Raw genomic sequence first — 13,716 nt, 5'->3', positions numbered from 1 at the left:
CCCACGCCGGAAACGAACTCAAAGCTGGATAGAAACTGGGGGCAACGTCAGGTGACGACTATGTATCTCAAGAACACCGGCAATCAACTGCGTACCCATGTTCAGCCAGAGCTAGGCGACACAAAGCTTGTCGAACTAACGGCGGGCAGGATTTCCCAGCTGGTCGAAAAGTTGAAAGACGATGGCGTCGGTTTGCCTACCATTCGCCGCACCGTAGGCGCGCTCGCCCGCACGCTCAAATATGCGATCAGCCAAGACTGGATAACCGTTAACGTCGCAAAGGGCGTCAGCGTTGGCGGCAAGCGCGGGGAGGGCAGCGAGAAGGTCGTGCCTCCATCCAAGGCCGATCTTGCGAAGATTCTAAAGGCTGCCAAGGAATGGGAACCTGAGGCACCCAAAGGCTTCGGACCGGAGGCCGATGCAAAGTTCAAGGCGCGCGCGGCTGAGTTGAACGACCTTGAGCTTCGTATCAAGTTCGCCGCCGCTACCGGCTTGCGCGCTAGCGAACAATGGGCGCTGCGCTACCGTCATCTGGATCTCAAAAAGCGCACTGTTACCGTCGAGGAGAGAGTTGATGCCTACGGCGATTTCGACACCACGAAATCGGACGCAGGAAAACGCACCATCCCGCTATCGAAGGCACTAACCAACGACCTTGCTGCCCGCCGCAAAAAGACGAAGGCCGGCGATGACGACTTCGTATTCCCCGATTCCTCGGGGAGTTTCACTCGTCACACCAATTTCGACAAGCGCCGCTGGGGACCGCTGGTTGCGAAGGCCGAGGTCAAAGATTTCGGCTGGCATGCGTTGCGCCACTTCGCGATTTCAACGTGGATCGAGGCAGGGCTACAGCCAAAAGCGGTGCAGACCCTTGCCGGTCATGCGACTTTTCAGATCACAATGACCAGATACGGACACATGTTCCCCAGCGAAAGCCATGCCGAGGCAATGGATAAGATTGCGGACCAACTTTACGCGAATTGACAAGCCTTGCCGCATGTTCCATGGCGCACAAATGGCGCATATGATGCGAAACGCCTTATTTTGTGCGGTTTTCTTACGGCCTTTTAATCAGTAGGTCATTGGTTCGAATCCCATCGCGCTCACCAAAAACCCCACAAAATCAAGGCTTTGCGAGAGGTGAGGGCGGGTTTCTGTGTCCGCAGAATTTCGTGTCCGCACTATGTCCGGAAAATGAAAAGCCCGCCACCGAAGCAGCGGGCCGATCAAGTGTCCTAAGGGCAATTGGTAGCTGGATTAGAGTGAGAACTCTCTACCTTGGATCGGCGACTTACGGATTCGTGAGGGAACTGGAGGCTCTAACTTTGCAGGCAACTGACTGCTCGATGTTGCCTTGAAGATCGCATTTGTCGATCGGTGTCACTGGGCAATTGTAGCCAATGGGGCATGCCTTGCTTGAGAAAGATTTTACCTTTGGGCGGGTTCCGGTCACTGGGAGGCTGGTTACGCTGCTTAAGGTGCTATTATGTTTGCCACCACTGCCGCCGCCGCCACCGCCTTTGGCAGACGCGATGCCAATAATGGCGGCGAACGCGACGGTTGCACTCAGGATGAAAAGCAATGCACGGCGGGATGTAGGCATTGTTCGATCTCCCTGGCGGATAGAGGAAGAGCGCCGGCAGACTGGCGACCGGGAGGGACTTCCTTCAACCGGCGCTCAATGGCGCAGGAGGAGTTGCGCCAACCACAAGACTAGCACGAGCCCCGTGAAGGGCGGTCACCATCGATTGGATGACGCGGGTTCAGCTATATTACTAACGCTTGACGCGCCCACACAGAAGCCCACCAGCGCGCGTTCTGGCTGGCCGCTGAAGCGTCTGGCGCGCTTCTTCATCCAAATTGCCAACCATTGGGAATTTGGCCCTACGGTTCTTTATGCGTCCGCATGGCGGCATGCCTGCTCATCGCCGGCTTGGTGCTGAGCTAGGCACCTACCTCCCGCTTCGTCCTTATGGATGATGCCGATCATTTCGGCAGGGACGTATGTTCATCGTCAGCCGGTGCCGTGTTCCGATTCCGAGCCCCCGCCGGTTAGGCCCGGCGTCCACTGGCCTACCCCGCCAGAGTGCCGGGCCGCTCCCGTGTTAGGGACAAGGCGTCCAGCCCTTGCGCTTGTCCGGCGTCGCCGCATGGTTCGTGAAATGCAGGTTGCAATCGTCCCGGCCGGCGCCGCGGCACTCGTGGCAATAGATCACCTTGATCAAATCCCAGTGCAAGATCGGCCACGTTCAGGACCGCGTTGCGCTTGCAGGTGAGGCAGTAAACGGACATGCCCGTGCCTGCCTCGAGCTTTTTACCGAGCGTGTCTTCTGTGAATGGAAACTTCATCGTCATGGCGATCTCCGGTGATTGAGGTCGCCGCAGCGGAGAGGATTATATTCCTGATCTCCGATCGCTTGCCAAGGTCTTACGCGAATCTGCATATGCGGCGGCCTGATGGCTGCGCTCGCCCTACTTCTAGAAGAATACGCGAAAGAGATGGTATCTCTGGCGATGAGGAAGCGCGCGACCGCTTGGCCGAGCTGCATCCTGGCATTATTCAACGAAGGCGTTGCGCCTGACGAAATCAGGCGGCGCTCGGATTCAAGCTCGACCGCCGTATAGCCACAGACGGCGGCTGCTTCATGTAAGCCAGAACCCGGCGAACAGGACGGTAAGGATAAGCGACGCGGGCACAGCAAGGAGCCACCGGGCTTCCAAAACACTGTTGTGACGATCATCCATATCCTTCGCTCCGTATCGTTCACCAAAAGGCTCCAGCGCGAACGTACCCTCCCGCCGGGGCGCGCGCCGGAGCCTCTGCTTCGCTCAACCGCCGTTGGCGGGAGCGGCTGGCACTAGGCAAACGAACCCTCAATGCATTCGTTCCAGCCGCGAGACTGCAGTCGAGGGCCTGATACGACCGAAGTCCCGGCACCCAAGGCAATGGGCTGAGAGGCGCAACCAACACCTCGGCAACACATTGGTTGCCGCCGACGAGCGAGTCCCTTCATCGGCGGTTTGCGGGTGTCCGTTGCCATCGAACGCGGCGGGCACTCGCCACAGGAGAATTGCATGTAGCTTGACGATGTGGCGGACGGATCCCGGCAGGGCAGAGACTAATCCTCCTCCCGAAAATCCTGCAGCGAGACATGGCGCAGATAGTCCTCGCCGCGAAGATGCTTCACTCGACCCTGCCGATCGGCCTTGGCTTCACCCATTGCGTCGCCGGTCGCTTCATGTCCTCCGGCGCCGGTCCAGCATGCTGCTGGACGCGTACGTGCCCACCTAATGACCGCTAACGTCAGGCGACAGATCAATAGTAACCGATATAGATCGCTCCCACGGCTTCGGCCAGAAAAAGATCGAGGTCTTTGGCCCCTTCTCCGAAATCGCGCACGAGCTGATCGCACTGCACCGCGATTTCTGGAAGCGCTGACGCGGCGGCTGCGCCGCTCGATCGTGCCGACCGTTTGTTCTACAACGCCGAAGCCCTGTCGAGCACAGTGCTCTTGCGGGTGAGGCTGTCGGGGTTGGACCAAGCACAGGCAGCACCCAATGCGACAGCCTGTCGCGCGCCGTGTCGGAACCAATGCGATCGGTGCAAGGTTTCGGTCTTGAAGGGACCGCTGACCCATGGAACCGGAAAAATGGTCGAAATCTTTAGCTTTGAACTGGCGAAGGCTCGCCAGCGCGTGAAGCGAGCCGAGCGCTCTCTTAACCGGGCGAACGAATTGCTGGACGACGATAGCGGTGGCGTTGCCCTCAATCTTGCCCTCTGCTGCCGGATCCGTTCCGAGCAGACGCGAGTGATCGACGCCAGATCGCGCCTCCTGAAGATTAATCCCACTGTGCACTCCTGAGGAGCTCACCCGATTTCGGCATCGAGACCGCGAAGCATAGTGAGGCATATTGCGCCGCTCGGCTTGCAGTGCTGCAATTGAAGGTGCTCCAACAGACTGAGCAAACGAACGCTTCGGCTTAGGTTGAACGGGCTCCGATCAGATTTGCGGAGATGAGCACTCGAGCGGGCCAGCCTTATGGCGAGCCCGATTGGCAGAGGAAATCGCCACGCTCGGCCTGGCGCGACGTCCTGTTCGCTGAATCGTCAAGCGCTCTTTTGCAGGAACGCCGGCTTGCATGGGCAGAGCGGTTGCGCGATGCTGCTCTTGGGGAGTGGTGTTCGCAATATCGATTCTGTGGAAGCACCACTATGTTCATTGACTATTACGAACTTCTCGAAATCAGCCCGAACGCGAACTCGGAAACGATTGAACGGATATTTCGTTATTTTGCCATGCGCTACCATCCCGACAATCGGGACACCGGCAATGAATCACGCTTCAGCGAAATCGTGGAAGCCCATAATACGCTCAAAGATCCGGTCAAACGCGCCCAATATGATGTTCAGTATAGAGACCATTTGAGCCTTCGCCGCGAGCTGAGCGAGGAAGCAAGCAACGCCAAAGGGCTTGAACGGGACGTCGTCATTCAGGCCAAGCTGCTGTCGCTTCTTTATGTAAAACGTCGACAGGACGTCAATAATCCCGGCATCGGTGATGAAGAGCTCGAGCGCCTGTCAGGCTGCCCGCGAGAGCATCTGGAATTTCACCTGTGGTATCTGAAGGCAAAGGGCTGGATAGCAAGGATCGAAAACGGAATGTTCGCCATCACCGTGGACGGCATCGATCGCGCGAATTCCGAACATCGGCGTGATGTTGCCGTGACGAGGCTGCTGGACCATACGAACTGAGGGGTGCTCGCGAAAGCTCCTCGGCCGCCGGCCGGTTGGGTCTTACATTAGCAATCGCTTACGCTTAGATCGAACCGGGGCCCACGGTTGCTCATGGCAGGTCGATCCGACGGCCCGGCATAACCGGCGGCCGCATAATGTCCGCTGGAGGCGGGCATGGGCATCCAAAGGGAGGACAAATTGCCCGAGAAAAAGGTGATCGCAGTCAAGGACTGGACCTGCGCGATGAGCGACGAGCTTGGCCGCGTGGCCCTTATGATCAACCCTACCGACGGCGAGCCGGTCCTAGTCTTGATGACCATCTTTCAGGCGGCAAAGATGGGGCGCGAACTGCAGTCGCCGAAACGCGCGCAGCTGCCCATCTGACGGGGATTGAGGGCGTCGGCACAAGCCGGAGCGGTAACCCAACCTTGTGACCTGACTGGGCGATGTTAAAGTCGACCTTTCCGAAGGAGAGCTCGAACATGGCACTTGACCTTTCGGTAGATGCTTCAGCCGCTAAAGTGGCGACGTCTGGCAAATATCTCTTCGGTCCGGTCGCCGACTTCCTCATGCTCGGCGGCGGCGCATTTCTGATCCTGCCAATTCTGCTTTTGGTGCCGCTCGAATACGAGGGTCTCGTCGCAGCAACGATGGTGGTCGTGGCCTACCTTGTGAACTATCCCCATTTCGCCCACTCGTATCAGATTTTCTACCGCAATTTCGGGCGCAAGCTGAGCGGGAAGGGGTACGACAGGAGCCTGCAGCTTCGCTACATTTTCGCGGGCATCGTCGTTCCCGTGATCATGGGCGCGTTCTTTGCGTACGGAGCGGCAACGGCGAATACGCGCCTGCTCGGATATGCGGCCAATGCGATGTTCTTCTTCGTGGGCTGGCACTACGTCAAGCAAGGTTACGGGATGCTGATGGTGGACGCCGTGCTGAAGCGCAAATTCTTCGACGATCGGGACAAGAAGGTGCTGCTGGTCAACAGCTATGCCGTGTGGATCCTGGCATGGCTGCAGACGAACACGGCAGTGACGCAAGGGAAATATTACGGCCTGGAATATTACACATTCGCGGCCCCTTCCTGGATCGCCAACATTGCTCTGCTGGCGGCCGTTGCCTCGACGGCGGTCACAGTCCTGATGCTGATCAATCGCTGGCGAAGGAACGGCCGCGCCCTGCCGTATAACGGCATCGTGGCCTATGTCGCGTCGCTCTATCTGTGGATCCTGATTGCGAGAATAAATCCGCTTTGGCTGCTTGTGGTGCCTGCGCTCCACTCGCTGCAATATCTGGCCGTGGTCTGGCGTTATCAGACGAACGTCGAACGCGACATCGCGGATGCCGCGAGAAATCCGCGGCCGAAGATGCTGTCCTTTCTCGGACCTCTCTACAGGCTGCGGGTCCTGGGATTCATCGTCGGGGGCGGTGCGCTTGGATATCTCGGCTTCTGGCTTATCCCGATGGCGATGACGGCCTTGATCCCTTACGACAGGCAAGTTCTCGGGTCCTCGCTGTTTTTCTTCATCGTGCTGATCTTCATCAACGTGCACCACTATTTCCTGGACAACGTGATGTGGCGCCGCGGCAACCCGGAAGTGTCCAAGTACCTGTTCCGGTAGCAGGTTTCAGGGGCCCCCGAAAACCAATGACACATTCCCGCCGGCGTGGCGTTCCAACCTACCGGCAAGGTCCAGTTCCAATAGCACCATCGCTATTTGCGCGGCGCTCAAGCCTGTATGGCGGATGATCTCGTCCACCCCGACCGGCGTTGGGCCGAGCGCTTCCAGCACATTGGCGCGCTCGTTTTCGCCCGGCGGCGGCAGTGCCGACAGGTCGGGCGCCTCGGCGAGCGGTGTGCTGCGAGGAGCGCGAACACCAGCGAGAGGCGCCAGCGCGCCCAAGATATCGGCTGCTTCGGTGACGAGCGTAGCGCCGTCCTTGAGCAAGGCGTTGCAGCCGCCGGCGCGCGGATCGAGCGGCGAACCCGGCACGGCGAAAACCAGCCGGCCCATCTCGTTAGCGAGCCGCGCGCTGATCAGCGAGCCGGAGCGTTGCGCCGCCTCAACCACGACCAGCCCCAGCGCCATGCCGGCAACCAGGCGGTTGCGGCGCGGGAAATCCTGCGCGCGTGGTTGCCAGCCGAACGGCATCTCCGAGACGATAGCGCCGCCGCGCCCGGCGATGTCGTCGCACAGGCCGGCATTTTCCGGCGGATAGGGGACATCGAGGCCGCCGGCCAGCACGCCCACGGTGCCGGTCGAGAGACTGCCCTGATGTGCCGCCGTGTCGATACCGCGCGCCAAGCCGGAGACGATGCCATAACCCTCGCTGCCGAGATCCGCCGCCAGCATGCGCGCCATCTTGATGCCGGCGAGCGAGGCGTTGCGGGCGCCGACAATCGCCACCGCCGGCAGGCGAAACACCGCGCCTTCGCCTTTTACCGCCAGCAGCGGCGGCGGGTTATCCATGGTCTTCAGCATGGACGGATAGTCGGCCTCGCCGATGCCGACGAAGCGGGCTCCGGCGCGGCGGGCCGCTTCCAATTCGGCTTCGGCTTCAGCGACCGTCGGAATGCGGACGATGCGGCTGGCGCCTCCCGAAATCATCAACTCAGGCAGCATTTCGAGCGCGGCCTCTGCCGAGCCGAAGCGGTTGATCAATTCGCGGAAGGAAGCCGGGCCGACATTCGGCGTGCGGATCAGGCGGAGCCAGGCAAGCCGCTGCCGGTCGCTGAGGCGCGGGCCGGCGGCGGGCCCGCTCATCCTTTCGCCCCGATCTTGCCCTCGGTGCCGGCAAGAAGCCGTGAGATGTTGGCGCGATGCTTGAGGAAGACGATCAGACTCATCACCACGAACAGCCCCGCGATTTGAGGCGTGCTGATAAAGTAAAGCGCGATCGGCACCACGACCGCCGCTGTCAGCGCCGCCAGCGATGAATAGCGGAACAGGAACGCCATGGCGAGCCAGACGACAGCGAAGACCAGCATGCCTTGCCAGGCAAGACCGAGCAGCACGCCGAGATAGGTGGCGACACCCTTGCCGCCTTTGAAGCCGAGCCAGACCGGAAAGAGATGGCCAAGGAAGGCACCGAAGCCGGCCGCGAGCGCCAGTTCCGGCGCGAAGCGGCCGGCGATGAGCGCCGCCGCCGTGCCCTTCAGCGCATCGAGCAACAGCGTGGCCGCGGCAAGGCCCTTGTTGCCGGTGCGCAAAACATTGGTTGCACCGATGTTGCCGGAGCCGATCTGGCGCACGTCGCCGAGACCGGCCGCGCGGGTGATCAAGAGCCCGAACGGGATCGAGCCGAGCAGGTAGCCGAAGATCAGTGCGAGCCCGTAACCCATTGTTCCCCCGCTTATTTATGTCAGTCGAGCCGGTACTGTCCGGCTCGTCGACAGATGCTCAGGTCGAAAACACTGTGCGGCCCGCCACCATGGTTTGCAAGACCTTGCCCTGCAGGCGCGCGCCCTCGAAGCAGGTGTTCTTCGAGCGTGAGCGCAGGCCGCTCTCGCTGACGATCCAGGGCTCGTCGAGATCGACCACGGCGAGGTCCGCCAGCGCGCCGGACTTCAGCGTGCCGCCTGGCAGGCCGAAAAGCTTTGCCGGCGCGGTCGAAAGCGTCTCGATCAGCCTGAGGAGAGGCACGTCGCCATTATGGTAGAGCCGAAGCGCCGCGCCAAGCAGCGTCTCCAGCCCGATCGCGCCGGCGGCAGCATCGGCGAAGGGCAGGCGCTTGGTGTCGACATCTTGCGGGTCGTGCGAAGAGACGATGATGTCGATCGTGCCGTCCTTGATCGCCTCGATCATCGCCAACCGGTCGTCCTCGGCGCGCAAGGGCGGGGTCAGCCGGAAGAAGGTGCGATATTCGCCGACATCGTTCTCGTTGAGCGACAGATTGTGGATGGCGACTCCGGCCGTGACGTTAGCGGCGTCCGCCTTTGCCCGGCTCACCGCGCCGGCCGCCATCGCGGATGAAATCTTGGCGGCGTGATAGGCGCCGCCCGTCAGCCGCGCCAGCGCCAAGTCCCGCTCGAGCGGGATGAGCTCGGCCTCGCGCGGGATGCCGGAAAGGCCGAGCCAGCTCGCATAGAGGCCTTCGTTCATCACGCCGGCCGAGGCGAGGTCTGCGTCCTGGGTTTCATGCGCGATCACGCCGCCGAAATCGCGGGCGTAGGTCAGCGCGCGGCGCATGACCAGCGCATTGGCGATCGTGTGGCGACCGTCGGTGAAGGCGACGGCGCCGGCCTCGCGCAGCAGGCCGAACTCGGTCATCTCGCGGCCTTCGAGGCCCTTGGTGATCGCCGCCGCCGGGAAGATGTTGACGCTTGCCGTGTCTTTTGCCGTGCGCAGCACGAACTCGACGAGTGCCACGTTGTCGATCACCGGGTCAGTGTCGGGCATCATGACAATGGAGGTAACGCCGCCGGCTGCCGCCGCGACGCTCGCCGACGCAATCGTCTCGCGATGTTCGCCGCCGGGTTCGCCGATGAACACACGGGCATCGACAAGGCCCGGAATGACCGTCTTGCCGGCACAGTCGATGACAACAGCGCCTTCGGGGGCGCCCTGGTTCAGCGCCGCCTTGCCGGCCGCGGCGATCTTGCGGCCATCGACAATGACGGTGCCGACCTCGTCGACGCCGCGTGAGGGGTCGACGATGTGGGCCCTGCTGAAGACCGTCACGCTCATGCGCCGCGCCCTTCATGGTTGCGGCCCTCAGAATTGCGGCGAGGGTCGAGCAGCGCTTCCATGACAGCCATGCGCACGGCAACGCCCATCTCGACCTGTTCCTGAATGACGCTTTGCGGCCCGTCGGCGATTTCCGAGGCGATTTCCACGCCGCGGTTCATCGGTCCCGGATGCATGACCAGCGCATCCTCCTTGGCCGCTTTCAGCTTTTCCGCGTCGAGGCCGAAATAGCGGAAATATTCGCGGATCGACGGCACGAAGGCGCCTTCCATGCGCTCGCGCTGCAGGCGCAGCATCATCACGACGTCGGCGTCCTTGAGGCCTTCGGCCATCGAGCGCGAGACGATCACGCCCATTCTGTCGATGCCGGCCGGCAGCAGCGTCGAAGGCGCGACGACGCGCACCTGCGCGCCGAGCGCGTTCAAGAGCATGATGTTGGAGCGGGCGACGCGCGAATGCAGGATATCGCCGCAGATCGCCACGATCAGTTTCGACAGCGGTCCCTTGGCGCGGCGGATGGTCAGGGCGTCGAGCAGCGCCTGCGTCGGATGCTCATGCGCGCCGTCGCCGGCGTTGACCACCGAGCAGCCGACTTTTTGCGCCAGAAGCGCTGCCGCCCCCGCCGACTGGTGGCGGATGATCAGGATGTCCGGACGCATGGCGTTGAGCGTCATGGCGGTGTCGATCAACGTCTCGCCCTTCTTCACCGAAGAACTCGCCACCGACATGTTCATCACGTCGGCGCCGAGCCGTTTGCCCGCGAGCTCGAAGGACGATTGCGTGCGGGTCGACGCCTCGTAGAAGAGGTTGATTTGTGTTCGGCCACGCAGCGTCGAGGTCTTCTTTTCCGATTGCCGCGAGATCGCCACGGCCTGGTCGGCGCGATCGAGCAGCAGCTCGATATCGGCCGGGGAAAGATCGCGGATGCCCAGAAGGTGGCGGTGAGGGAAAATCGGCAGGGACGAAGCGTCGGTCATCTCAAGGCGCTGCTATAGGGTGAGGTCCGGCCAGCCGCAAGCGCCAGCTTTGGATTGCGGGCGTTCTCCCCGGTATTTTCGTCGCGCGCCTTATGTTGCTTGGGCTATAAGGCCCCGTGGCTTCGGATTCGCGACCGCGGCCTTCAGATGGTAAGGGCCTTCCTACTGTAGAAGGATTGGGCGTGACCGACGACGTGATCAACCAGCCGCCGCCATTGACGGGCGGCAACGCATGGCGGGGCGATCCGTTGCTCATCCAGCTTGCCGAGCGTTTTTCCGATCCGGTGCGCAAGGACCTCGACGCTCTTGGCCGGTTCGCCATGACCCAAGAGGCGCAGGAGCTTGCCCGCCTCGCCAATACCGACACGCCGAAGCTCAGGACACATGACCGCCAGGGCCGGCGCATCGATCTGGTCGAGTTTCATCCCGCCTATCATGCGCTCATGCGACGCTCGATTGCCGGCGGCTTGCATTCCTCTGTCTGGGAAAACGGCGATGCCGAGATAGGCCGCCGGCACCAGGTGAGGGCGGCGCGGTTCTATCTGACCGCCGAGCTCGAGACCGGGCATCTTTGCCCCATCACCATGACCAGCGCTTCGCTGGCGGCGCTGATGGCAAGCCCAAAACTGTTCCGCGAATGGGCGCCGCGCGTGACGACGCGCAAATACGACCAGAGCCAGAAGCCGCCGGTGCAAAAGACCGGGCTCACCCTCGGTATGGGCATGACCGAGAAACAGGGCGGCACCGACGTGCGCGCCAACATCACAAGGGCGGAGCGCACGGGAAGCGGCTTCTACCGGCTGACCGGGCACAAATGGTTCATGTCGGCGCCGATGTCGGACGCCTTCCTGGTGCTTGCGCAGGCACCGGAGGGGCTTTCCTGCTTCCTCGTCCCGCGCATCCTCGGCGACGGCTCGGGCAATGGCTTCCGCTTCCAGCGCCTGAAGGACAAGCTCGGCAACCGCTCCAACGCCTCGTCGGAAGTCGAGTTCGTTAACGCCATCGGCGAGATGGTCGGCGAGCCGGGCGCCGGCATCAAGACGATGATGGACATGGTCACGCTGACCCGGCTCGACTGCGCCGTCGCCTCCTCGGCGATCATGCGGGCAGGGCTGGCCGAGGCCGTCCACCACACGCGCCACCGCCAGGTGTTCGGCGCCAATCTGGTCGACCAGCCGCTGATGCAGCGGGTGCTCGCCGACATGGCGCTCGACGTCGCTGCCGCGACGGCGCTGTCGTTTCGGCTGGCGCGCTCCTTCGACGAGGCGGCGAGCGATCGCGGCGAGGCGGCCTTTGCCCGCGCCATGACGCCGGTGGTCAAATACTGGGTGTGCAAGATCGCACCGCAGCTGCTTTACGAGGCGATGGAGTGCCTCGGCGGCAACGGCTATGTCGAGGAAGCGCCGCTTGCCCGTTACTATCGCGAGGCTCCGGTCAACGCGATCTGGGAAGGTTCGGGCAATGTCATGGCGCTGGACGTGCTGCGCGTGCTCGGCCGCGCGCCCGGCCTGTTCGAGGAGGTGCTGGCCGGCATCGACCGCGACCTCGGCGCCGGCGGCCGCGGCACCATCGGCGTGCTCAAGGCGGCCATGCAGGTGGCTTCGACCGACGAGGGCTCGGCGCGCCTGCTGACCGAGCAACTCGCGCTGTCGGCGGCGGCGGCGGAACTGCGCCGGTTGGGGGCAGGGCGGATTGCCGACGCCTTCGTCGAAACAAGGCTCGGCGGCCAATGGCGCACCACCTACGGCATGCTCGATTCGCGCCATGACGCGCGCATGATCATCGACACGCTCTATCCGCCGCTGACTTGAACAAGCCTGAAACGCGCTTCCATCGCCGGCTGTGGACGGCCGTTAACCTTAACAGATGGTTTCAATTGCGGGCGGCCTTCGCAGGGCCCACTCTGTCCACCGGAGTAGGGAAGTGTTAACCATGAGCATCCCCTGCTCCGCGAGGCAGGGAGCGCATGCGGCACGTTTTGACATCATTTCTGGCCTTGCACTGGGCGGTCGTTTTCGCCCTGCTGGCCTACATCTGCATGGACGGGAACCGCGGCATCGCGTCCGCGCTTGGCGTGCTTGGCGTATCGGTGCAAAGCGCCGGCTTTCCGGGGCTCGAACACGCCGTCATCGTGGCGCCGCTCTCGGTCGCGCTGCTGATCGTCGCGCTGCTCTTCTGCTGGGCTTTCGTCGAAACGCTGCTCAACATCGCGACTAGGCCCGATGCCGGCGACGCAGTGGTGCGGATCGCCTTCATCTCCGCCTCTTTCCTGCTGTCGATCATTCTCGTCGGCGGCGCCGCGCAAGGGATCAACGGGCTGTTCATGGTGATCGCCATCCAGATGACGGCGCTGCTTGCCTCCTATGTCGCGGTGCTCGCCGAGCGGCGCTCGACCGTGGCCGCCGCGACTTTGCATCACGGCGATGCTCGCTTGACTGCTCAGCGCATGGCAACGAGCGCCGCGCACAGCTCCCTGCTGTCCCGCATCTCCGGCCGTCCGGAAACCAGACCCGGAGGTCGCCACTGATGCGCGCCTTGTTCGCATTCTGGGCAGCTCCGCTGGTCCTGTTCTGGGGCTGGTTCTTCCTGTCGCTCAACGACATCAATTTCGGCTATGTGATGCTCAGCCGCCAGCTGCACGACCTGGTGTTCCAGCTTTACGGCCAGATACTCGGCGTCGATCCGGGGATCATCCCGGGCATGGTCGCGCGGGCCTGCGTGTTCGACAGTTTCCTGCTGCTCGGACTGGTGGCATTCCGCCGCCGGCGCCAGATCGGCGAATGGATCAGGCGGCGCCGGGAAGGTCCGGTCAGTCCGGATCGGCTCGGCCGAGCGACTGAAGCCGGTCCAGGGCTCCCTGCAGAATAAAGGCCGCCGCCGCCGAATCGATCTTGCCGGCGCGCTTCTTGCGCGAGAAATCCATCTCGATCAGCGTCCGTTCCGCGGCGACCGTCGACAGCCGCTCGTCCCACAGCACAATGGGCAGATCGGACAGGGCAGCCATGTTGCGCGCGAAGGCGCGGGATTTCTGCGCGCGCGGGCCTTCCGATCCGTCCATGTTGACGGGAAGGCCAAGCACGATCGCCCCGACATTGTCCTTCTCGAGCTGTGCCAGCAACTGGGCGGCATCGAGCGAAAACTTCCTGCGCAGGATGACCGGGCGCGGATGGGCAAAGGACAAGCCACGGTCCGACACCGCCACGCCGATCGTCTTGTCGCCCAGGTCGAGGCCGGCGAGCGTCCGGCCGCCGGCAAGCCGTGCCGGCAATTCTTCAATGCCGATGATGCTCAACAACTCTCCCCGGTCTTCGCC

At 62.6% G+C, this 13,716-nt stretch carries 14 protein-coding genes; 8 read left to right on the top strand and 6 right to left on the bottom strand.

Annotation, left to right across the window (positions count from 1 at the left end; genetic code table 11):
• Positions 1-984, top strand: a 984-nt coding sequence (locus AU465_RS07105) for a tyrosine-type recombinase/integrase (protein WP_192245277.1), incomplete at its 5' end; no start/stop codon positions are given.
• Between the two features lie 1,089 nt (positions 985-2,073).
• Here the strand turns inward: AU465_RS07105 and AU465_RS07100 are convergent.
• The gene (locus AU465_RS07100; RefSeq protein WP_192245275.1) at positions 2,074-2,355 is read right to left on the bottom strand and encodes a hypothetical protein; all 282 of its coding nucleotides are present in this window, start codon (positions 2,353-2,355) and stop codon (positions 2,074-2,076) included.
• Between the two features lie 1,295 nt (positions 2,356-3,650).
• On the opposite strand from AU465_RS07100, the gene AU465_RS07090 reads away from it, so the two are divergent.
• The 4 genes from AU465_RS07090 (at position 3,651) to AU465_RS07075 (ending at position 6,360) form a co-directional block, all read left to right on the top strand.
• Complete coding sequence (locus AU465_RS07090) at positions 3,651-3,863, top strand: ATP-binding protein (protein WP_192245273.1); 213 nt, start codon at positions 3,651-3,653, stop codon at positions 3,861-3,863.
• A gap of 350 nt (positions 3,864-4,213) precedes the next feature.
• Positions 4,214-4,753: a DnaJ domain-containing protein gene (locus AU465_RS07085; protein ID WP_192245307.1), complete on the top strand. Its 540-nt coding sequence runs from the start codon at positions 4,214-4,216 to the stop codon at positions 4,751-4,753.
• Between the two features lie 156 nt (positions 4,754-4,909).
• Positions 4,910-5,119, top strand: a complete 210-nt coding sequence (locus AU465_RS07080; protein ID WP_192245271.1) for a hypothetical protein — start codon at positions 4,910-4,912, stop codon at positions 5,117-5,119.
• Between the two features lie 185 nt (positions 5,120-5,304).
• A complete protein-coding gene (locus AU465_RS07075; protein ID WP_246505903.1) occupies positions 5,305-6,360 on the top strand; it encodes a hypothetical protein in 1,056 nt (351 codons plus the stop codon).
• A gap of 6 nt (positions 6,361-6,366) precedes the next feature.
• Here the strand turns inward: AU465_RS07075 and dprA are convergent, their stop codons facing one another.
• The 4 genes from dprA to AU465_RS07055 are packed head-to-tail and all read right to left on the bottom strand — an operon-like array spanning position 6,367 to position 10,403.
• Entirely contained in the window at positions 6,367-7,503 is a 1,137-nt protein-coding gene (gene dprA, locus AU465_RS07070) for a DNA-processing protein DprA (protein WP_192245267.1), read from the bottom strand.
• The gene (plsY, locus tag AU465_RS07065; RefSeq protein WP_192245265.1) at positions 7,500-8,081 is read right to left on the bottom strand and encodes a glycerol-3-phosphate 1-O-acyltransferase PlsY; all 582 of its coding nucleotides are present in this window, start codon (positions 8,079-8,081) and stop codon (positions 7,500-7,502) included. The genes dprA and plsY overlap by 4 nt, the downstream gene beginning before the upstream one ends.
• 58 nt (positions 8,082-8,139) lie before the next feature.
• Positions 8,140-9,426, bottom strand: a complete 1,287-nt coding sequence (locus tag AU465_RS07060) for a dihydroorotase (protein ID WP_192245263.1) — start codon at positions 9,424-9,426, stop codon at positions 8,140-8,142.
• The gene (locus AU465_RS07055) at positions 9,423-10,403 is read right to left on the bottom strand and encodes an aspartate carbamoyltransferase catalytic subunit (protein ID WP_192245261.1); all 981 of its coding nucleotides are present in this window, start codon (positions 10,401-10,403) and stop codon (positions 9,423-9,425) included. The genes AU465_RS07060 and AU465_RS07055 overlap by 4 nt, the downstream gene beginning before the upstream one ends.
• 182 nt (positions 10,404-10,585) lie before the next feature.
• Here AU465_RS07055 and AU465_RS07050 point away from each other — a divergent pair, with 182 nt between their 5' ends.
• The 3 genes from AU465_RS07050 (at position 10,586) to AU465_RS07040 (ending at position 13,271) form a co-directional block, all read left to right on the top strand.
• Positions 10,586-12,214, top strand: a complete 1,629-nt coding sequence (locus AU465_RS07050; RefSeq protein ID WP_192245259.1) for a DNA alkylation response protein — start codon at positions 10,586-10,588, stop codon at positions 12,212-12,214.
• A gap of 155 nt (positions 12,215-12,369) precedes the next feature.
• The gene (locus AU465_RS07045) at positions 12,370-12,930 is read left to right on the top strand and encodes a hypothetical protein (protein WP_192245257.1); all 561 of its coding nucleotides are present in this window, start codon (positions 12,370-12,372) and stop codon (positions 12,928-12,930) included.
• A complete protein-coding gene (locus tag AU465_RS07040) occupies positions 12,930-13,271 on the top strand; it encodes a DUF6105 family protein (protein ID WP_192245255.1) in 342 nt (113 codons plus the stop codon). Before AU465_RS07045 ends, AU465_RS07040 begins: the two co-directional genes overlap by 1 nt.
• Here the strand turns inward: AU465_RS07040 and ruvX are convergent.
• Positions 13,213-13,695, bottom strand: coding sequence for a Holliday junction resolvase RuvX (gene ruvX, locus AU465_RS07035; RefSeq protein WP_192245253.1), 483 nt, complete (start codon positions 13,693-13,695; stop codon positions 13,213-13,215). The genes AU465_RS07040 and ruvX overlap by 59 nt on opposite strands.
• Positions 13,696-13,716: the final 21 nt, after the last annotated feature.

Source organism: Mesorhizobium silamurunense, assembly GCF_014843905.1.
GTDB lineage: Bacteria > Pseudomonadota > Alphaproteobacteria > Rhizobiales > Rhizobiaceae > Mesorhizobium > Mesorhizobium silamurunense.
This window is presented reverse-complemented; position numbering and strand designations above follow the sequence as displayed.